Genomic DNA, 19,553 nt, shown 5'->3' with positions numbered 1-19,553 from the left:
TCTGCGTCAGGCGCAGGCCGCACGGTGGGGTCGGAGCACGCCCATCCGAGTCCGAAAGGGACACCATGAAACCGATGCGATTGTCCTGCGCCGCCTGTGGGGTACTGCTATCCGCGCTCGCGGCGACGGGTGCTGCGCAAACGCCTGTGCCGCTCCCGCCTGACAGCGTGGCCGCCAGCAGCGCCAGCCGGGCCGGCTTCGACCAGCCGGTTGATCAGGCCACGCTGGACAGCCAGCGCGGCGGTAGCCAGTTGGTGCTCGTGCACAATGACATGACGTTGACCGGCAGCACCGCCGGCAACATGGCCGAGCAGGTCAACACCGGCAGCAATGCGATCAGCGCCGGCGCCTTTGCCAACATGAGTGGCATACCGGTGGTGATCCAGAATTCCGGCGCGAATGTGCTGATCCAGAATGCCGTGATCCTGAATCTGCAAATGAACTGACGGCAGCCACCATGCGAGCCCTCTTGCTTTGCTTCGCGCTGTTGTCCGGTGCCGGGTCGGTTCCGGCCCAGCGCGTGCACCTGCCGACGCTGGGGGCGGGCGACGTCAGTCTGCCCGTCACCAGCCTGCGGCAGGCGCGTGTGGCCAGCACCCTGCTCCAGCAGTACGACTTCAGTTGCGGATCGGCAGCGATCGCGACGCTGCTGACGCATCACTACGGTCATCCGGTCAGCGAGCAAGCGGTGTTCCAGGAGATGTATGCGCGCGGCAACCAGCAGAAGATCCAGCGCGAAGGGTTTTCGCTGCTGGACATGAAAAACTTCCTGGCCACCCGAGGCTTCCAGGCTGACGGCTTCGAGCAGCCACTCGAAAAACTCAACGAGGCAGGCGTTCCGGCGATCGTGCTGCTCAACGAAAACGGCTACTTCCATTTCGTGGTGGTCAAGGGACTGCAGGCCGACCGGGTGCTGATTGGCGACCCGTCGCAAGGCACACGGGCACTGCCGCGGCAGACCTTCGATGCGCTGTGGACCACCCGCCTGCTGTTTGTGGTGCACAACCGCATGGAGTCGGCGCGCTTCAACCTGGCGTCCGACTGGCGCGTGGCGCCGCGGGCGCCCCTGGGCAACGGCGTCCACCGGGACGGCCTGGCCGGCACCGCCCTGCCCAAGCTGGGACCGGGAGATTTCTGATGCGCGCCAGCCGCAACCCTTCCATCTTGAGCAGCCGCGGGCTGTGCCTGCTGGCGCTACTGGCCGGTGTGCTTGGCACGGCCCAGGCCCAGACCCCGCACCCGCATTCGGCGGCAGAAGCGATGTGGCTGGCCGTGAGCGACCGGACGCTGGACAGCCTGCGCGGCGGTTTCGCCTTGGCGGACGGGCTGCGGGTGAGTTTCGGCATCACACGCGCGCTCTACGTCAACGGCGAACTGGTCACCCAGATGAGCCTCAACTTCGGCCAGCTCTCCGAGTTGACACCGGTGCAGGCAGAACAACTCAGCCGCCAGCTGGCGGCAACCAGCCTGGTGGTGCAAGTCGGTCCGGGCAACAGCATCGCGCCGGAGGCATCGGAAGCGGCCTTCGCCACCGTCATCCAGAACACGCTGAACAACCAGCAGATCCTCCAGCAGACCGTGATCAACGCGAGCAGCAACGCCCTGGGCCTGATCAAGAACCTGAACACGCAGACCACCGTGGACGAGGCCCTGAGCCGAGCCATCGGCGCGCGCTGAGCCCTGCGTCCAGCCCCTGGCCACTCGCTGCCCCGGCCGGGCCGGATATGCGCTGGCTTTGCTACCAAATAGATAGCGTTCTGCGCTTAATCTATAAGGACCGGCGGCCTTTTTCGCTTGGGAAAATTCGCCTCAGGACGGGGTGCTTCGCCGCGCCAGCGCGCGCACCTGGATCTGTGCCGGCCGCGCCAGGCAACGCTCCAGCCAGCCGGCCAGCCGCGGGTACTGCGGCATGGCTTCGGCGCGCTGGACCCAGGCCAGCACCGACGCCACGCAGATGTCGGCCACGGTAAAACGCTCGCCGGCGATATGGTCGCGGTCCTGCAGATGTTGCTCCAGCACGCGCAGCGCCGGCAGCAGCCGGTGCGCGGCCTGCACCGCCAGTTCAGGCTTGCGCCTTTCTGGCGGCATCGCCACGCGATGCATCAGAAAGGTCAGCGCGTCTGTCTCGCACTCCGTCACGGCCCAGAAGCTCCAGCGCAGGATCTCGGCCTGTTCGGCGTGGTTCACCGCAGCGAGCGATTCAGCGCCCGCACCCTGAAACCGCCCGGCCAGGTACAGCGCGCAGGCCATGGACTCCCAGACCAGCACGCCGTTGTCGTCCACCACGGGGATATGCCCGTTGGGATTGAGCGCCAGAAACTCCGGTGTGCGCGTTGCGCCGCCCTGGTAAGGCTGGGGAACGTGTTCATAGGCCAGGCCCAGTTCATGCGCCACCCACAGGGGCCGTGATGCGCGCGAGGCCGCGATGCCGTAGATCTTCAGTGTCATGGCTGCGGGTCCGCCAGGCGGAACAGGTCGCACAGCTCGGTCAGGCTGGTCACGGTTTCATGCGGCACGGCGTCGTGCGTCCACAGGTGGTCGGCCCGGTTCACCCAGGCTGTCTGCATGCCCGCGTTCAGCGCCCCCAGCACATCCAGCGCAGCGTCGTCGCCCACATGCAGCACGTTGTGGGGCTGCACATCCACGGCGCCGGCCGCGGCATGGAAAATACGCGGGTCCGGCTTGCCCACGCCGAACGCCTGCGCGCTGATGGCGGCGCGAAAGTACGGCGCGAGCCCGATGCGGGCGATATCGGCATTGCCGTTGGACAGCGCAACCACCGGGTAACGCGCGGAAAGAAACTCCAGCGCCAGCATCGCGTCATCGAACAGCGTCACCTCATGGCGCGCGGCAAAAAAAACTTCAAAGGCCTCCTCCGCCAGCAAGGGGTTCTCCCGGGAGCGGTACAGGGCCAGCCGGATCGCCTCGCGCCGGATGGCACTGAGGTCGTGCCTGAGCTCGGGTCGGGTACGGACAATCTGCGCGCGGATATCGTGGCGCGCCGTGGGGTTGGCAAACATCGCCGCGGTCATGGGCGCGTGGCGGCCCAGCCATTCGTCGAGGGCGACTTCGGCTTTTTCTATCGCCGGCCAGACCGGCCAAAGGGTGTCGTCAAGGTCAAGGGTTATGGCTTTAATAATTTTCAGGTCAAGCATAGGTAGGAGAGAATAACCCATGTCTTTTTCCCCAGAACCCCCCTTTGAGCATGGGAAACCGCCCAGCGCAGCCAGCGGCACCGCCGTGCTGTACTGCAACCTCGGAACCCCCGATGCGCCCACCGCCGCGGCGCTGCGCCCCTACCTCGCGCAGTTTCTCAGTGACCACCGCGTGATCGAAATCCCCAAGGCCTTGTGGTGGTTCATCCTGCACGGCATCATCCTGCGCGTGCGGCCGAAAAAGTCGGCGGCCAAATACGCCAGCATCTGGACCGCGGAAGGTTCACCGCTGAAGGTGTGGACGGCCAAACAGGCGAAGCTGCTGCGTGGCTACCTGGGCGAACGCGGGCACCATGTGGAAGTGCGCTACGCCATGCGCTACGGCCAGCCCTCCGTGGCCGCGCAGCTGAACTCGCTCAAGGCCGAAGGCGTGACACGCATCCTGGTGCTGCCCGCCTACCCGCAGTACAGCGGCACCAGCACCGCCAGCGTGTTCGACGCGGTCTACAGCTGGGCCGCCAAAACACGCTGCATTCCCGAGCTGCGGTTCGTCAACCACTACCACGACCATCCGGGCTACATCGCGGCGCTGGCAGCGCGCGTGCGTGCGCACTGGGCAACCCATGGCCGCGCGGAAAAGCTCGTCATGAGTTTTCATGGTGTGCCCGAGCGCACGCTGTATCTGGGCGACCCTTACCACTGCGAGTGCCATAAGACCGCTCGCCTGCTGGCCGAACAACTCGGCCTGGCCAAAGAGCAATACCGCGTCACCTTCCAGTCGCGCTTCGGCAAGGCCAAGTGGCTGGAGCCCTACACCGAGCCCACGCTGGTGGCGTTGGCCCGGGCCGGTGTCAAAAGTGTCGATGTGATGTGCCCCGGCTTCACCGGCGACTGCCTCGAGACCCTCGAGGAAATTGCGCAGGAAGCCAAAGAGGCTTTTGAGCATGCAGGCGGGAAGAGCTTCAACTACATCGCCTGCCTCAACGACAGCCCCGCGTGGCTGGCGGCCCTGAGCGACATTGCGCAGCAACACCTGTCCGGCTGGCCGACCCAGGGTGTGCCCGATATGCAGGCGCTGGCCGCGTCACGGGCTGCAGCGCTGGCCCGGGGAGCGCGACAGTAAAACTGTCCGGCCCCCCGGCGGGGTTTACCGCCTGCTGATCACCACAGAACCGCCAGCGCCCCCGGCATCGTTGTTCTGGCCGCGCAGGACACTGGCACTGCTGATGGTCATGGTGTAGTTGTCGGGATCGTAGTTGCCCGAGCCCTGCAGGTAGACAGGATTGCTGCCCTTGATCGTGACGGTGTTTCCGCGAACCGTGATCAGCATGTTCTGCTGAATCTTCTTGGCCTGGCCCTGGTTGTTGGTGTAGGCCAGAACCATCACACCGCGATAGACGCCGTTGCCGGATTTCTCGTTGACCCGCAAGGTCCCGTTGTAGGGGAATCCGGCTGAGCCGGCATAGTCCACCTGCCAGTTACCCTGCATCTGGAATTCCGTGCTGGCCGCGTTGTTGTCTTTGGACTCGTCGTCCTCGTCGGCCGAAGCCTTCGTGGCGTCACAGCCCCATGCACGGACCTTGCAGCTTGAGCCGCCCTTGGCCCGGCATTCCGACAATGCGCGCTGCTGGACGGCGGAGCTCGTCGCACCTGTGCCCCAACCGTAGGCATTGGAGCCCTTGGCCTGGTCTGCGGCATAGGCGCCGCATTCGGCACGGAAACGCAGCACCACGGCACAGTTTGAACCACACTCCCGCATCGCACGATGCTCGGCCTGGTTGGTCGTCGGGTGGTTGTAGGAGAACCCGTATTTTTCACCCTGCAGGCTGTCAATGGCCAGCGCGCCCGCGGCCATGGCCTGGCCTCCGACAAACGAAAGCAGCAAGGCAAACGCGAGTCTGGCTGAGATAGCCTTAATTCCAGAAATCATGGTGGTTTCCTGTCAGAAATAGTTTGAACACACCGCGCAAAAAAAACCGGGGTGCGCGGCAGGCGTGGCACGGGGAGATCCCTTCCCGCATGACAGTCAAATTATGGACGCCCGAAGCAGCCAGAAACCGGCCACCGATGGCGATTCAGCCCCCATGAACATGGGGTTTACACAGCGGCCGGGCCGTTTGGTTGACAATCACGGGTTGACCCCAAGATGACCCCCATGACCATGACCCCTTCAGAAACAAGCGCAGCCCCCATTGAAACCGTCCTGGCGGACGAGATCACGCCGGCCGTGCAGCCCTCCAGCGCGCCGGCCGGCGAGCCCACCGCCGCAGCGGGCCGTTCGCGTTCCGTGCAACCCGTGCTCGAAAAGCTGTTCGAGCTTTACCCGCATCTCTTCGGCGGCAATTTCCTGCCACTCAAGCTCGGTATTTTTCAGGAACTGCTGGCTGCGCACCCCGAACACTTCCAGCGCGACAGCCTCAAGGCGGCGCTGGGCATCCACACACGCTCCACGCGTTACCTGCAATGCGTGACCGCCGGCAACAAGCGCCACGACCTGCAGGGCAATGCGGGTGACGACGTGGCGCCCGAGCATGTCTACCTGTCTCTGCTGGAACTGTTCCGCCGCCGCCAGGCCCGCGCCCGCGAGGACCTGCGGCCCAAATTCCGTGCGCAGTTGATGGCCGCGTTCGAGGCCAGCGGCCTGACCCGCCAGGACTACCAGGCCCGGGTCCAGACCAATGACCTGGAAGCCACCGCCCTGCTCGAGGAGGCCTTTGCCGAGCGCGACCAGAAGCTGGCCAAACGCGAAGCATTGCGCCGCACGTTTGAAAGCAGTGGCAAGACCGCTGAGGAATTTGCCGACATGTACGGCCTCGACAAACGCGAACTCTTCGCGGCCATCAAGGCCTGACCATGGCTGGGCCCTTGGCTTGTCCGGACAAGCGAAGGTGAATGACCGTGGAAGCCTTGACGCTCTGCCAGGTCAATGACGGCGTGTACCGCGTACTCGCCGGTACTGGCCGCCACGTGGGCAACCTCAAGCTGATTGGGGGGCAATGGAAATTCAAGGCGATCGGTTACGGCGCCGGGGGTGAAGTCATCCCGGGCGGCGGTCCGCTGACCGAACGGCACAACGCCACCTTTGCGGCGCCCGACGAGGCCGTGATCACGGCCGTGCTGACACCGCCCTGAATTCATGTCCAATAGGGGGATGGACGGCCCATCCAACCTCAGCCAGCAGGCCCTGCAACACCCATGAGCACAGCCGCAGCACCCGGCTTCAACGCCCGTCTGTGGCGACGTTTCGTGGCGATCGCCCGGCCCTACTGGCTCTCGGATGAACGCTGGCGTTCCCGCGGTCTGCTGGCCCTGCTGATTTTGCTGCTGCTGGCTCAGACGGCCGCCAGCGTGCTGTTCAACCACGAGACCGGCGAGTTCACCTCGGCCCTGGCCGCGGGCGACACCGAACGCTTCTGGGCCTCGATCTGGCGCTACACGGCCATCCTCATCGCGGCGGTTCCGCTCTACGGCCTGTATTACTTCGTGCGCGACACTTTGGGCCTGCGCTGGCGCCGCTGGCTGACACACCACTTCCTGGCACGTTATTTTCATCAGCGCGCCTACTACCGGCTCAATGCCGTCGCCGGCATCGACAACCCCGACCAACGCATTGCCGAGGACATCAACACCTTCACCCAGCAGTCGCTCTACTTCTCGATGATCGTGCTGGGCTCCTTCATCCAGCTGATCGCCTTTTCCGGCGTGTTGTGGTCCATTTCCCAGGGACTGGTCTACTTCCTTGTCGCTTATGCCGTGTTCAGCACCTGGTTCACCGGCTCGGTCTTCGGCAAGCGGCTGATCGGCCTGAATTTCCGCCAGCTGCAGCGCGAGGCAGACTTCCGTTTCAGCCTGGTGCGGGTGCGCGAACATGCGGAGCCGATCGCCTTCTACGACGGAGAAGCGCGCGAGATGTCGGCGCTGCAACGCATCTTCCAGGCAGCCTACGCCAACTTCCAGCAGGTGCTGCGCTGGCAGTTCAAGCTCAACCTCTTCCAGTTCGCCCACAGCTTCCTGACGGTGGTGCTGCCCACCGTGATCATTGCAGGCGATGTGCTCGCCGGGAAACTGGAGGTCGGTCGGGCGATTCAGGCCGCCGGCGCCTTCGCCGCCATCCTGAGCGCGCTGACGGTGATCGTCGAACACTTCGAGGGCCTGAGCCGCTTCTCCGCCGGGGTGGACCGGCTGCATGCCTTCTCGCAGGCGCTGGATGCCCAGACAGACCAGTCCGCGGGGCCTGGCAACGACGCCCCGCCGCAGATCCGCACCACACCTGGCTTCAAGCTTGCACTGGATCGCCTGACGGCGCTCACGCCCAACCGGGAGCACCTGCTGGTGCAGGGGCTCACGCTGGCTGTTCCCCCGGGCGAAGGGCTGCTGATCGTCGGTGCCAGCGGTGCTGGCAAAAGCTCCCTGCTGCGGGTCATGGCCGGTTTGTGGAACACCGGCTCGGGCGAAGTGGTGCGCCCGGCCGGGCCGGACATGTTGTTCCTGCCCCAGCAGCCCTACCTGCCCTTGGGCGACCTGCGCTGCCAGCTGACCTACCCCCAGACCGATCGCGAAGTCTCGGACGAAGAGCTGCTGTCATGGCTGGACCAGGTGAACCTGCCGACGCTGGCGGAACGCTTCGGCGGCCTGGGCGTCGAGCTGGACTGGGCCAAGCTGCTGTCCGTCGGCGAGCAACAGCGGCTGGCCTTCGCCCGCGCCCTGCTCGCCAAACCGCGTTACCTGCTGCTCGACGAGGCCACCAGCGCGCTGGACGCAAGCAACGAGGAGCGCCTGTACCGCCAGCTCGCTGGCCTGTCGATCACCCCCATCAGCGTCAGCCACCACCAGGCACTGCTGAAGCACCACCACCAAGTGCTGGAGTTGCCCGGTGACGGCAGCTGGACGCTGCAGGCGGCGGCCACCTACCACTGGGCCCAATAAGATGTTGGCCCTTGATTGATCAGGAGAACAATGTGCCGCTGGTCTGGACCCACCTCATTGACAACGTCGACTGGAACGAACTCTCCGCGCTCTACCTCGCGGCGCCGCTGGGAAACAAGAAACCGGCCGATCTGAAAACTGTCTTCACGAACAGCATGTTCCGCTGCTTCGTTCACGACGACGGCAAACTGGTCGGAGTTGGCCGGGCGCTGGCCGATGGCGTGGACTGCGCCTACATCTGCGACATTGCGGTAATGCCCAGCCACCAGGGAACAGGCCTGGGCCAGCAGATCGTCGCCAAACTCGTGCACCTTTCCCGTGGCCACCGGAAAATCATTCTCTACGCGGTTCCCGGCAAGGAAGGCTTCTACCGGAAACTGGGTTTCAGGCGCATGCGCACGGCCATGGCGATTTTTGAAAACCAGGCCTTGGCCATGGAGCGCGGGTATCTCGATGACACATGATCCGTGCCAGCCCGTTGGCGCCGGAATCATGCCCATAAAATCGGCCTCCATCCCTCTATCCACGGGCGCCATCAGCTATTGAATCAATAGCAATTCAGGTTCAGGCAACCGCATCGATGAATGCCGCCACCCGCTCCAGCTGGTCGGGCACGTTGAGCGCCGGCGCATGGCCGCAGCCCTCAATCTCCATCACCTGCGTCAAGCCGGCCGCACCCGGTCCCCGCGTCAGCATCTCGGCGGTGGTGTCGCGCAGCACGAGGTCGGACTCTGCGCCGCGCAGGCACAACACCGGAATCTCGAGCGCGTCGTAATGCTCCCAGATCAGGTAGTCGCCCGGGTGGTGGGTGAACTGTTGCACCATGGCCGGGTCGTAGTGCGGTGTCAGGCGGCCGTCGGGCAGGCGGCGTGCAGAGGTCTCCGTCATGCGGCGCCACTGGACGTCGCTGAGCCAGCCGTAAGGTTTGTAGACCTGTCGGAAAAAGGCTTCGAGTGCCAGCATGGTGTCAAAGGCCGGCGGGTTGCCGGCGTAGGACTTGATCCGCTCGACGGCCGGGCCGGCAATCTGCGGCGCGGTGTCGTTGAGCACCAGGCTCTGGATGCGGCCCTTCATGGCGGGCTCGAACAGGCCGGACGCGCAGACCGTGCCGATGGCGCCGCCCATGGAGGTGCCGACCCAGTGCGCCCTGGCGATGTGCAACTGCTCAAACAGGTCTGCCGCAATGCGCGCGTAAAACGCCAACTGGTATTCACCTTTCGGGTCCGGGCTCCACTGGCTCAGGCCGCGTCCGATGGTGTCGGGACAGATCACGCGGTAGCGGTCACTCAGGTGCGCCGCCAGCTCGTCCATGTCGCGCCCGGTGCGGGCCAGCCCGTGCCAGGCGATGACGGTGGCACTGTGCTGGTGGCCCCATTCGGTGTAGTGGATCTCGCGCCCGGCGCAGGTCAAATACTCTGACGTGAATTGCATGAAGCGGACTCTCTGGTTTAAATGTTCTTCTCTGGGCACGCACCGCGGCGGCTACTTCAGCAGCTTGCCGGTGCTGCCGATCACGGTCACTTCCACATAACGGGAACCGATGCGGTTGGCCGGTGAATAGTTGACGACGACACCGCCGGTGTCGAAGCTGTTCATGGACTCCAGCGCCTTGACAATCCTGGCGCGTGTCGGGTTGGGGCCGGCACGCCGCAGGGCTTCGACCAGCACCTTGGCGCCGACAAATTCCTCAAAACTCGTGTAGTTGACGACTTCGGCGGGCGCGTACTTTTTCAGCAATGCATGGTATTCACGCACCACCGGCGTGTTCGGCATGAAGGGGTAAGGCACCACCTGGCTGATGCCCAGCCCGTGGGCATTTTTCAGGCCAGCGAGCCGGACGAGTTCGGCCGGGTCCACCACCGAGATGTTGTAGAGCTGCGCACCGCCGCCGGTCTCGCGGTAGAGTTTGACAAAAGCCGCCGTGGATTTGTTGACCGAAATCATGATGATGGCCTGCGCGTCCGACGCCTTGATCTTTTTGACCGCCTCTTCGACCTTGTCGGTGTTGCGCTCATAACCGGCCGCCACGGCCAGCTTCAGCTTGCGTTTGGCCAGCGCGTTTTCGACGCCCAGCAGGCCGGCCTTGCCGAAGCCGTCGTCCTGGTACATCACCGCGATGCGGCTCATGCCCAGCGTCGTCACCTGCTGCACCATGTGTTCGGCCTCGTCGGCATAACCGGCGCGTACATGAAAGATCCAGGGGTTGAAGGGGTTGCGCAGCGACTCGCCGCCGGTGTAGGGCGCCACCAGGGCGGCGCCGCCGACATCGAGCACGCCGTCGGTCAACAACTGCGTGACGTTGGCCGTGCCGGCAAAGCCGAACAGGGCCACCACCTCGGGTTTGGCCAGCATCTCGCGCGTGAGGCGCACGGTCTCGGGCACCTTGTAGCCGTCGTCCACCACCTCGTGGCGGATTTTTGCGCCGTGCACCCCGCCCTGCGCATTGATGTGGTCGAAATAGATCTTGCCGCCCACCACCATCTGGTGGCCGGTGCTGGCCAGCACACCCGAGAGCGGCGCGACCTGACCAATGACCAGATCAGCCGCCTGCGCCATGCCGCCCAGCCCGCAAAGGGCCAGCGCGGCCAGCATCTGTCGACCCCAGGTCTTGAAGCTTGTCGTCATCTTTTTGTCTCCTGCGGGTGGCCTGGCATTCAGGTCCGGGGGGTTGTTCCCTGGCTACGCGCGGCCCTGAGCCGCCCCACCACGCCGGTGGGAAAGTAATACACCGATAAAACAAACAGGACGCCGAGCCAGAGCAGCCAGCGGTCGGGTGACAACAAGGCCGCCAGCCACGGCAGGCCGGTCGCGGCTTCGCTGCCCAGGCGCAACAGGTCCTGCAGGTAGCTTTGCGCCACCAGAAACAGGGCCGCGCCTATGGCTGCGCCATAAATCGTGCCCATGCCGCCGATCACGACAATCAGCAGCACGTCGATCATGATTTCGAACGACAGCGAGGTGTCCGGGCCGTTGTAACGCAGCCAGAGCGCCAGCATGGCGCCGGCCACGGTGGCAAACAAGGCCGACAGCACGCTGGAGGTGGTGCGGTAAACCACCACGCGGTAGCCAATGGCTTCAGCGCGGAACTCGTTCTCGCGAATCGCCTGCAGCACGCGGCCGAAGGGCGAGTTGACGATGCGCAGCAGGCTCAGCAGCAGCACCAGCGCAATCACAAACAGCAGGTAGTAACAAAGCAGGCGACCATCCATCGACACGCCCAGGAAAGGCTGCGCCATGAACTCGAAGCTCGGCGACAGCAGCTCGGGCACCTTGAAAGTCAGGCCGTCCTCACCGCCGGTGATGTCCGACAGCTGCGAGGCCAGCGTCTGGAAGGCCGAGGCCACGGCCAGCGTGATCATGGCAAAAAAGATGGCCTTGACCCGCAGCGAAAACAGACCGACGGCGAGCGACAGCACAAACGACAGCGCCAGCGCGCAGAGCAGGCCCACGGCCAGCGCCGCCCAGGTTGGGCCCAGGTGGGTGGTGGCCACGGCAATGCCATAGGCACCGATGCCGAAGAACATGGTGTGCGCAAAACTGACAATGCCGGTGTAACCCAGCAGCAGGTCAAAGCTGGCCACCAGCACGATGAAAATCAGCACCTTGGCGGCGACGTTGAGCGCCTTGACGCCGGGGAAAATGAAGGGTGCAAACGCCAGTGCCAGCAGCAGGCCGACCAGAATCACGGCCAGCACACGGTTGCGCGGAAAGTCGCCGGAAAGAACGCGGGTGAGGAAGGTGTTCATCGGGCGCGTCCTCAGCGGTTGGTCACGGGGTAGATGCCCTGCGGCCGCCACAGCAGCACCGCAGCCATCAGCGCGATGTTGGAAAACAACGCCACCTTGGGCGCCAGGAAACCGGTGTAGTTGGCCATCAGGCCCACCAGCAAGGCGCCTATCAGCGCGCCGCCGGTTGAACCGAGCCCGCCTATGATGATCACGATGAAGATCAGCACGTTGACCTGCGCGCCCATCTGCGGAACCACGTTCTGCTGGTACAGGCCCCACATCACGCCACCCAGGCCGGCCAGAGCGCTGCCGACCACAAACACGCCGACAAACAGGCGTTTGATGCGGTAGCCCAGCGACTCGACCATCTCGCGGTCCTGCACGCCGGCACGGATCAGCAGGCCGATCTTGGTGCGCGCCAGCGTCCAGGCCAGCAGGGCAAACACCGCCAGGCCAACAACCACGGCGATCAGCCGGTATTTTTCAATCGCCGCGTCACCGACCAGCAGCGAGCCGCGCATGGCCTCGGGCAAGGGCAGCGCGATCTGCGCCGGACCCCAGATCACCTTGATCAGTTCCTCGCCGATGATCATGCCACCCATGGTGATGAGAATCTGCTTGAGGTGCTGGCCGTAGACCGGCCGCACGATGAAACGCTCAAACGCCAGGCCGACGGCACCGGCCACCAGCATCGCCACCAGCATGGCCGGCAGCACCGCCACCAGGTTGCGCCACAGCTCCTGCGAGCCGGTCCAGTCGCTCATGGCGCCCAGCACGCTGGTGGCCACAAAGGCGCCCAGCGCGATGAACACGCCGTGGCCGAAATTGAGCACGTCCATCAGGCCGAACACCAGCGTCAGCCCGGAGGCGATGATGAAGATGATCATGCCCATGGCCAGGCCGGCCACCGTGAGCGTGAGCCAGGTCGAGCTGGAGCCGATGAAGGGGAACACCCCCACAGCGAGCAGGGGCACGAGCGCCAGCGGTTTCCAGTCGAAATCAAGGGTTTTCATAGTGCCAGTCCCAGCAGTGATTGCTGCAAGGCAGCGTCTTCGGCCAGTTCGGCCATGGACCCGGCATGCACGACGCGGCCGTTGTCCATCACGGCCACGCTGTCGCCCAGGCGTTTGGCAAAACTGATGTTCTGCTCCACCAGCAAAATCGTCACGCCGCTGGCCTTGAGCTGCGCAAACGCATCGATCATGTTGTTGATGATGGCTGGCGCCAGGCCCTTGCTGGGTTCGTCGACGATCAGCAGTTCACGCGGCTCCACAATGGCGCGGGCCACGGCCAGCATCTGCTTTTGGCCACCGGAGAGTTTGCCCGCCGGGTGGTTCCAGAATTTTTCGACCGCCGGAAACAGCGAGAAGATCCACTGCAGGCGTGCTTCGTCCATCTGGCTGGCACGTCTGGCGCTGCGCGCAGCCAGCAACATGTTTTCCTTGACCGTGAGGTCCGAGAAAATGCCCATGCTTTCGGGCACGTAGGCGATGTTGAGTTCGGCAATCTGCGGCGTGCTGAGTTTCGTGATGTCACGGCCCGAAAAACTGACACGCCCTTGCGAGGCCTGCCACAGGCCCATGATGGTACGCAGTGTCGTGGTTTTTCCGGCACCGTTGCGGCCCAGCAGCATGGTCAGCTGGCCGCGCGGAATCGATAGGTCCACCCCGTGCAGGATGTGGTACGCGCCGATGTGCGTGTGCACGCCCTCCAATGTCAGCAAATTTTTTGTCATGGCTGTTCACTCCTTTCCCCTCGAGGGGGAAGGCCGGGATGGGGGGGCGTCCTGTCTTGTGCGAAAGCGTTCTGGGGGCTTGCCCCCAGATAAGCTTCCTGCACAATCGGCGACGCAATCACCTCGGCCGGCTCGCCATCGGCCACCAGCGCGCCGTTGTGCAGCACGATGATGCGGTCGGCGAGTTCGCGCACCACATCCATCTTGTGCTCCACCAGCAAAATCGTCTTGCTCTTGTCCTGCTTGAGCTGGCGGATCAGGTTCAGGATCACGGGCGCCTCGTCGGTGCTCATGCCGGCGGTCGGTTCGTCGAACATGAACACCTGCGACTCCAGCGCCATCAGCAAGGCCACCTCAAGTTTGCGCTGATCACCATGCGGCAGGCTGGCCACCGGCATCGCGGCTTTGCCCTGCATCGCCACGATTTCCAGGATTTCTTCGGCGCGCTGCAGCAAGGCCTTGTGGTCGCTCCAGATGCTCCACAGGTTCAGGCCGCGCCGGTGTTTGCCGTGGTGCGTGGCCTGCACCGCCAGACGCACGTTTTCCAGCACCGACAGGTTGGGAAACAGGTTGGTCAGCTGGAAAGCCCGGCCCAGGCCGGCCAGCGTGCGTGCCGAGGCGCTCAGGCCGGAGATGTCCTCGCCATTGAGAAAAACCGTGCCGCTGCTGGCCTTGAGCTGACCCGAGATCAGGTTGAAATACGTGGTCTTGCCGGCGCCGTTCGGGCCAACAATGGCCGTCAAGGTGCCAGGCGCAAAGGTGCAGCTGACAGCATTGACCGCCACGTGCCCGCCGAAGCGGATCGTGAGTTCTTTGGTTTGAAGCATATTTTTTGCACCCCCAAAACAGCGGGAGCGGCGTAGCGAGCAATCGTCGGGCAAGGCGCACAGCGCGCAGAAACCGGAATGGACTAAAGGTCCATGAGGATTTCGAGCACTGCGCAACGCGGCATGGCGGTTGCGCAGTAGCCGAGCACGCTGTTTTAGCGTTTGTTGCGGATCGGGATCTGCATCTCTTCCGCCTTGATCTCGCGCACGAGTTCAGGCACGCCCCAGGCAAAGGCCGGGTCCACCTTGATCTTGAAGTGGTACATGCTCTGCATGGCCTGGTGGTCTTCCTTGCGGAAGGTCATCTTGCCTTTGGGCGTGTCGAAACTCATGCCTTCCATGGTCTTGATCAGCGTGTTGGCGCTGGCATCGCCCTTGCTGTTTTTCAGCGCGGTGACGACGGCCATCGCAGCCGAGAAACCGCCGGCGGTGAAGAAGTCAGGCGGCGCCTTGAACTGCTTGTAGTGCTGGGCCACCATGGCGTCATTGACCGGGTTTTTCGGCATGCCGAAGTAGTAATAAGCGGCGCCTTCCATGCCGGGGAACTGCTTGTAGGCCACCATCGCAGGCAGGATGTTGCCGCCGGTGGCGATCTCGATGCCGTGGCGCTTCAGGTCCATGTCGGCGATCTTGAACGGATTGCCACCGGCCCAGATGATGAAGATCACCTTGCGGCCCGGCAGTCCCTTGAGCTTGTCGATCAGGCGCTGGCCGCCGGCCGTGAAGTCGGTGGTCGCTGGCGGCAGGTACTCTTCATGCACCAGCTTGCCCTTCTTGATGGCTTCCTTGAAGGCCTTGACGCCGTCGCGGCCGAACGCCGAGTCCTGCGCCATGGTGGCAATCGTCACGCCCTCCTTGTCCAGCGCCACGGCGTTGGAAATCGCGTCCTGCGAGCTGTTGCGGCCGGTGCGGAAAATGTACTTGTTCCACTTGTCGCCGGTGATGGAGTCGGCCACCGCGGGCTCGACCAGCAAAATCTTCTTGTACTCTTCAGCGACCGGCAGCATGGCCAGCGCCACGGGCGAGGCCGTGGGGCCGACAGCCAGATCGACCTTGTCATCGCCATAAGCCGCAGCCAGCAGGGATTTGCCCTGGTCCGGCTTGCCCTGGTCGTCCTTTTCGATCACCACGATTTTTTTGCCGGCCACCATCATGGTGCCGCCCGTGGCGTAGTCCAGGCCCATCATGAAACCGGTGGCCGTCTGCTTGCCATAGGCCTCCAGCGGGCCGGTCTTGCTGTAGATGTGGGCGATCTTGATTTCTTTGGCCTGGCTCAGGGCCAGCGGCGAAACCAAAGCGGTGGCGAGTGCGGCAAGCGCGATCAGCGTGCGACGATGCATGGATGTCTCCTGTTGTTGGGCGATGCACCATGAATGCACATGTCGTGCCAGAAAAGAACCATTGATTTACATAGGTTTTTTCAGATTTGTCATTGAACTGTCTATTTTTAAGACATTTTTATTGATCTATTATCAGACAAATGTCTTATTTTTATACAGGGTTATCCAGACGCTCGTACAGCTTGGCACGTGAAATTCCGAGCAGGCGCGAGGCGGCCAGCTTGTTGCCGCCGGTCGCCGTCATGGCAGCAGCGATGGCGCGGCGCTCGACCTGCGCCACCTGCTCGGCCAGAGGGCGCAGCGGGTCGGAGGCGGACTCTGCGCCGTCCCCAAACTCTGCCAGCGGCAAAGGCGCAATACGCTCGATGCCGGCCTCCTTGAGCACCTCCTCAAACTGCGCGCGGCCGATGTTGAGCGAGTCGCTGCGCATCACCGCCTGCTCCAGCACATTGCGCAGCTCGCGGATGTTGCCGCGCCAGGTCTGCGCCGACAGCAGGGCCAGCGCGTCGGGCGCCAGCTCTGGCTGACGGTCGCCGCTGCGCAGCGCCATTTCCTCGCCGAGCACCTCGAGCAGCGCAGGAATGTCGGAGCGACGCTCGCGCAGCGGCGGCACCTTGATCGGCAGCACGTTGAGGCGGTAAAACAGGTCTTCGCGAAACTTGCCTTCGCGCACCAGCGCAGCCAGGTCGCGCGAGGTCGCGGCAATCAGGCGCGCGTCAAAGGGAATCAGCTTGTTCGAGCCCAGCGGCTCGATCTCGCCCTCCTGCAGGGCACGCAGCAGCTTGGCCTGCAAGGCCTGCGGCATGTCGCCGATCTCGTCGAGAAACAGCGTGCCGCCGTCGGCGAGCTTGAACTTGCCGTCGCGCCCCTTGCGGTCGGCGCCGGTGTAGGCACCGGGCGCCACGCCAAAAAATTCGGCCTCCAGCAAGGTGTCGGGCACGGCTGCAATGTTGACGCTGATGAAGGATCCGCGCGCCCGGCTGGAGCTGGCGTGGATGGCGTGGGCCAGCAATTCCTTGCCGGTGCCGGTTTCGCCCAACAGCAACACCGGGCTGGAGGTCTGGGCCGCACGCCGCGCCTGGCGCTTGACCTCGACCGCGGCGGGGCTGGTGCCGACAAAACTGGCAAAAGTGTATTTGGACTGGCGCTGGCCCGGCGGCTGCAGCCTCTGGCTGGCCAGTTCGCGGCGGGCGTCGTCGAGGTCGCGGTGCAGCAGCGCAAACTTGCTGATCAGCGGTTGCAGCGTGGTCTCGGGATGGTCGAACAGCACGATGCCAATGGCGCCGATGACGTCGCCGCCGCTTTCATCACGCAACGGGATGCGGCTGACGACAAAGGTACCGGCGCGGTTGGTCAGCAGGTCGATCAGGAAAGGCTCGCCGGTTTCCAGCACGCGGCGCATCTGCGTGTTGGGAATGACCTCCTCCACCATGTGGCCGACAAACTGGTCCACGGAAGAAAAACCCAGCGCCGGCAAGAACCGCTTGTACCCCTCATTGACCCAGACAATGCGGCCGGTGCGGTCCACCAGAAACATGCCCTGACTGATGCTGGAGAACAGCTGGAACATGGACCTGGCGGCCAGCTCCAGGATGCTCTGCGCATCGAGCGGCAAACCGTGCGGTGTGGTGTCGGTGTGATCCATGCGCAGATGGTAGCGCGGCGCTTGGGCCACTGCCGCCGGCCAGATGCAACACACACCTTTCAGGACGCGCATCGCTTTTTTTTTAATAGCTAACTGCCCCCGTGGATAAAGGGCTGGCGGCCTATTTTTCGATAAACATCGGCCTCAGGCCAGCAGCCGGCGTGCCGACCAGCGTTTGGCCAGGCGCGGCAGGATCAGCACCGCCAGCACCACCACGATCAGGATCACCGACATGGGCCGCTGCAGGAACACCATCGCACTGCCCTCACCGATCGACATGGCGTTGCGCAGCTGCGCTTCGGCCAGCGGGCCCAGGATCATGCCGACCACGACCGGCGCGGTCGGGAAATCAAAGCGCCGCATCACCACCCCGAGCACACCGATGCCGTAGAGCAGGAACAGGTCAAACGCGCTTTGCCGCATGCCGTAAACGCCCACCGTCGCAAAAATCAGGATGCCCGCATACAGGTAAGGTTTGGGAATCTTCAACAGCTTGACCCACAGACCCACCAGCGGCAGGTTGAGCACCAGCAGCATCACATTGCCGATGTACAGCGAGGCAATCAGCGCCCAGACCAGGGCCGACGACGAGGTGAACAGCTGCGGCCCCGGCTGGATGCCATAGTTCTGGAAAGCGCCCAGCAAGATCGCCGTGGTGTTGGAGGTCGGAATGCCGAGCGTCAGCAGCGGGATCATGGCCGCCGTGACCGTGGCATTGTTGGCAGCCTCGGGGCCGGCCACCCCTTCGATGGCACCGGCCGTGCCGAACTCGGCCTGGTCGCTGCCCTTGGCCAGTTTTTTCTCGGCGGCATAACTGAGGAAGGTCGGGATCTCGGTGCCGCCGGCAGGAATGCAGCCGAAGGGCGCACCAATGGCGGTGCCGCGCAGCCAGGCCGGCCAGGAGCGGCGCCAGTCCCGGCCGGTCATGTGCACCCGGCTCATCCTGTTCTGCGACTCGGCCACGCGGCCCTCGTAAAGCACGGCGTACATGGCTTCAGCCACGGCGAACAGGCCAACGGCCACCAGAACGATCTCGACGCCGTCCAGCAGCTCGGGCACCCCGCCGGTGTAACGTGCCTGGCCGGAAATCTGGTCCAGCCCGACCAGGCCCGCCGCCAATCCGACAAACAGGGCCGTCAAGCCGCGCACCGTGCTTTTGCCCAGCACCGCGCTGACGGTGGTGAAGGCCAGCAGCATCAGCATGAAATATTCGGGGGGACCGAGCTTGACGGCCAGTTCCGCCACGATGGGCGCAAACAGGGTGACCAACACCGTGGCAATCGTGCCGGCCACAAACGAGCCAATGGCTGCGGTGGCCAGCGCCGCGCCGGCGCGCCCGCTCTTGGCCATGCGGTTGCCTTCCATGGCCGTGACCATGCTGGCCGTTTCCCCCGGCGTGTTCAGCAGGATGGAGGTGGTGGAGCCGCCGTACATGGCACCGTAATAAATGCCGGCGAAAAAAATCATGGAGGCGGTGGCCTCGACCTTGGCCGTGATGGGCAGCAGCATGGCCACCGCCACGGCGGGCCCGATGCCGGGCAACACGCCGATGGCCGTGCCCAGCGCACAGCCGACAAAACACCACAACAGGTTGACCGGTGTGGCCGCAGTGGCGAAGCCCTGCAGCAGTTGGTTGAAGATGTCCATGGTTTACAACCAGCCCGATGAAGTGAGGCCCGGCAGGTTGATCGCCAGGAATTTCGTGAAGGTCCAGAACACCGGCGCGGAAATCGCAAGGCCGATCAGCACGTCCTTGAGCCAGGCCACCGGCCGCCGGTCTGCCCTGCCCTCCGCACCGCGCAGCCCCTGCACGGCCAGCACAAAACACAGGGTGCAGCTGAAGATGAAGCCGATGGTGGTGATCAGCGCGGCATTGGCCAGCAGGCCAGCCGACACCCAGGCAAAGCCGGGCCAGTGGCCGTGGACCGCATCCGTGGGTTCCTCCAGGAAGCGAAAACCGCCGGTGCGCGCTTCGCGCACGATGAAGACGCCGCAAATAAGCAGGGCCGCGGAAATCACCCACGGCAGAAAGTTCGGCCCGACGCCGCCGTAGCCCGCTGCCGACGGGATGCTGACGGCACCTGCCGCCAGTCCGAGGGCGAGCAGCACCACGCCGGCGCCGACCACGGTCTGCAAACGGATTTGCGTGGGAGAAAGGGTTGCTTGGTTCATGAGTTTTTTTCCGTGGAGTACGGAC

General features: G+C 64.2%; 21 protein-coding genes. 8 read left to right on the top strand and 13 right to left on the bottom strand.

Annotation, left to right across the window (positions count from 1 at the left end; genetic code table 11):
• The first annotated feature begins 146 nt into the window (after nucleotides 1-146).
• Genes B7G53_RS17045 through B7G53_RS17035 form a run of 3 tightly spaced genes read left to right on the top strand, consistent with a single transcriptional unit; the run spans nucleotide 147 to nucleotide 1,677 of the window.
• A complete protein-coding gene (locus B7G53_RS17045) occupies nucleotides 147-446 on the top strand; it encodes a hypothetical protein (RefSeq protein WP_255250058.1) in 300 nt (99 codons plus the stop codon).
• Between the two features lie 11 nt (nucleotides 447-457).
• Nucleotides 458-1,138 (top strand): C39 family peptidase, encoded by a 681-nt coding sequence (locus B7G53_RS17040; protein WP_096669870.1) that lies wholly within the window; start codon nucleotides 458-460, stop codon nucleotides 1,136-1,138.
• Nucleotides 1,138-1,677, top strand: a complete 540-nt coding sequence (locus B7G53_RS17035) for a hypothetical protein (protein WP_096669868.1) — start codon at nucleotides 1,138-1,140, stop codon at nucleotides 1,675-1,677. The genes B7G53_RS17040 and B7G53_RS17035 overlap by 1 nt, the downstream gene beginning before the upstream one ends.
• A 132-nt stretch (nucleotides 1,678-1,809) precedes the next feature.
• Here B7G53_RS17035 and B7G53_RS17030 read toward each other — a convergent pair whose 3' ends face one another.
• A complete protein-coding gene (locus tag B7G53_RS17030; RefSeq protein WP_096669866.1) occupies nucleotides 1,810-2,448 on the bottom strand; it encodes a glutathione S-transferase family protein in 639 nt (212 codons plus the stop codon).
• Entirely contained in the window at nucleotides 2,445-3,155 is a 711-nt protein-coding gene (locus B7G53_RS17025) for an HAD family hydrolase (RefSeq protein WP_096669864.1), read from the bottom strand. Before B7G53_RS17025 ends, B7G53_RS17030 begins: the two co-directional genes overlap by 4 nt.
• 19 nt (nucleotides 3,156-3,174) lie before the next feature.
• On the opposite strand from B7G53_RS17025, the gene hemH reads away from it, so the two are divergent.
• Nucleotides 3,175-4,278, top strand: coding sequence for a ferrochelatase (hemH, locus tag B7G53_RS17020; RefSeq protein WP_096669862.1), 1,104 nt, complete (start codon nucleotides 3,175-3,177; stop codon nucleotides 4,276-4,278).
• Between the two features lie 24 nt (nucleotides 4,279-4,302).
• On the opposite strand, the gene B7G53_RS17015 is transcribed toward hemH, so the two are convergent.
• Nucleotides 4,303-5,085, bottom strand: a complete 783-nt coding sequence (locus tag B7G53_RS17015; RefSeq protein WP_096669860.1) for a DUF4189 domain-containing protein — start codon at nucleotides 5,083-5,085, stop codon at nucleotides 4,303-4,305.
• 231 nt (nucleotides 5,086-5,316) lie between these two features.
• Between B7G53_RS17015 and B7G53_RS17010 the strand changes: the two genes are divergently transcribed.
• The 4 genes from B7G53_RS17010 (at nucleotide 5,317) to B7G53_RS16995 (ending at nucleotide 8,545) form a co-directional block, all read left to right on the top strand.
• A complete protein-coding gene (locus tag B7G53_RS17010) occupies nucleotides 5,317-6,006 on the top strand; it encodes a ProQ/FINO family protein (RefSeq protein WP_096669930.1) in 690 nt (229 codons plus the stop codon).
• A gap of 47 nt (nucleotides 6,007-6,053) precedes the next feature.
• Nucleotides 6,054-6,287 carry a hypothetical protein gene (locus B7G53_RS17005; protein ID WP_441338992.1) on the top strand — a complete coding sequence of 78 codons (234 nt, stop codon included), beginning with the start codon at nucleotides 6,054-6,056 and terminating at the stop codon, nucleotides 6,285-6,287.
• A 63-nt stretch (nucleotides 6,288-6,350) separates the two neighbouring features.
• Nucleotides 6,351-8,081, top strand: a complete 1,731-nt coding sequence (locus tag B7G53_RS17000; RefSeq protein WP_096669856.1) for an ABC transporter ATP-binding protein/permease — start codon at nucleotides 6,351-6,353, stop codon at nucleotides 8,079-8,081.
• A gap of 11 nt (nucleotides 8,082-8,092) precedes the next feature.
• Nucleotides 8,093-8,545, top strand: a complete 453-nt coding sequence (locus tag B7G53_RS16995) for a GNAT family N-acetyltransferase (protein WP_255250057.1) — start codon at nucleotides 8,093-8,095, stop codon at nucleotides 8,543-8,545.
• 100 nt (nucleotides 8,546-8,645) lie between these two features.
• Here B7G53_RS16995 and B7G53_RS16990 read toward each other — a convergent pair whose 3' ends face one another.
• The 10 genes from B7G53_RS16990 to B7G53_RS16945 all read right to left on the bottom strand — a co-directional run bounded on the left by B7G53_RS16990 (nucleotide 8,646) and on the right by B7G53_RS16945 (nucleotide 19,528).
• A complete protein-coding gene (locus B7G53_RS16990; RefSeq protein WP_096669854.1) occupies nucleotides 8,646-9,512 on the bottom strand; it encodes an alpha/beta fold hydrolase in 867 nt (288 codons plus the stop codon).
• A gap of 51 nt (nucleotides 9,513-9,563) precedes the next feature.
• A complete protein-coding gene (locus B7G53_RS16985) occupies nucleotides 9,564-10,706 on the bottom strand; it encodes an ABC transporter substrate-binding protein (protein WP_096669852.1) in 1,143 nt (380 codons plus the stop codon).
• Between the two features lie 29 nt (nucleotides 10,707-10,735).
• On the bottom strand, nucleotides 10,736-11,827 hold the full coding sequence (locus B7G53_RS16980; protein ID WP_096669850.1) for a branched-chain amino acid ABC transporter permease: 1,092 nt from the start codon (nucleotides 11,825-11,827) through the stop codon (nucleotides 10,736-10,738).
• Nucleotides 11,828-11,838: 11 nt separating this feature from the next.
• Nucleotides 11,839-12,822, bottom strand: coding sequence for a branched-chain amino acid ABC transporter permease (locus B7G53_RS16975; protein WP_096669848.1), 984 nt, complete (start codon nucleotides 12,820-12,822; stop codon nucleotides 11,839-11,841).
• Entirely contained in the window at nucleotides 12,819-13,544 is a 726-nt protein-coding gene (locus tag B7G53_RS16970; RefSeq protein WP_096669846.1) for an ABC transporter ATP-binding protein, read from the bottom strand. Before B7G53_RS16970 ends, B7G53_RS16975 begins: the two co-directional genes overlap by 4 nt.
• Nucleotides 13,541-14,371, bottom strand: coding sequence for an ABC transporter ATP-binding protein (locus tag B7G53_RS16965; protein ID WP_096669844.1), 831 nt, complete (start codon nucleotides 14,369-14,371; stop codon nucleotides 13,541-13,543). Before B7G53_RS16965 ends, B7G53_RS16970 begins: the two co-directional genes overlap by 4 nt.
• 155 nt (nucleotides 14,372-14,526) lie before the next feature.
• Nucleotides 14,527-15,711 (bottom strand): substrate-binding domain-containing protein, encoded by a 1,185-nt coding sequence (locus tag B7G53_RS16960; protein ID WP_096669842.1) that lies wholly within the window; start codon nucleotides 15,709-15,711, stop codon nucleotides 14,527-14,529.
• A gap of 151 nt (nucleotides 15,712-15,862) precedes the next feature.
• Nucleotides 15,863-17,356, bottom strand: coding sequence for a sigma-54 interaction domain-containing protein (locus tag B7G53_RS16955; protein WP_096669926.1), 1,494 nt, complete (start codon nucleotides 17,354-17,356; stop codon nucleotides 15,863-15,865).
• Between the two features lie 144 nt (nucleotides 17,357-17,500).
• On the bottom strand, nucleotides 17,501-19,003 hold the full coding sequence (locus tag B7G53_RS16950; protein WP_096669840.1) for a tripartite tricarboxylate transporter permease: 1,503 nt from the start codon (nucleotides 19,001-19,003) through the stop codon (nucleotides 17,501-17,503).
• 3 nt (nucleotides 19,004-19,006) lie between these two features.
• A complete protein-coding gene (locus tag B7G53_RS16945) occupies nucleotides 19,007-19,528 on the bottom strand; it encodes a tripartite tricarboxylate transporter TctB family protein (RefSeq protein ID WP_096669838.1) in 522 nt (173 codons plus the stop codon).
• Nucleotides 19,529-19,553 lie beyond the last annotated feature (25 nt).

The sequence above is a fragment of the Polaromonas sp. AET17H-212 genome, assembly GCF_002379085.1.
GTDB lineage: Bacteria > Pseudomonadota > Gammaproteobacteria > Burkholderiales > Burkholderiaceae_C > Polaromonas.
Note: the sequence above shows the minus strand (reverse complement) of the source record. Positions and strands in the feature narration are given on the sequence as shown.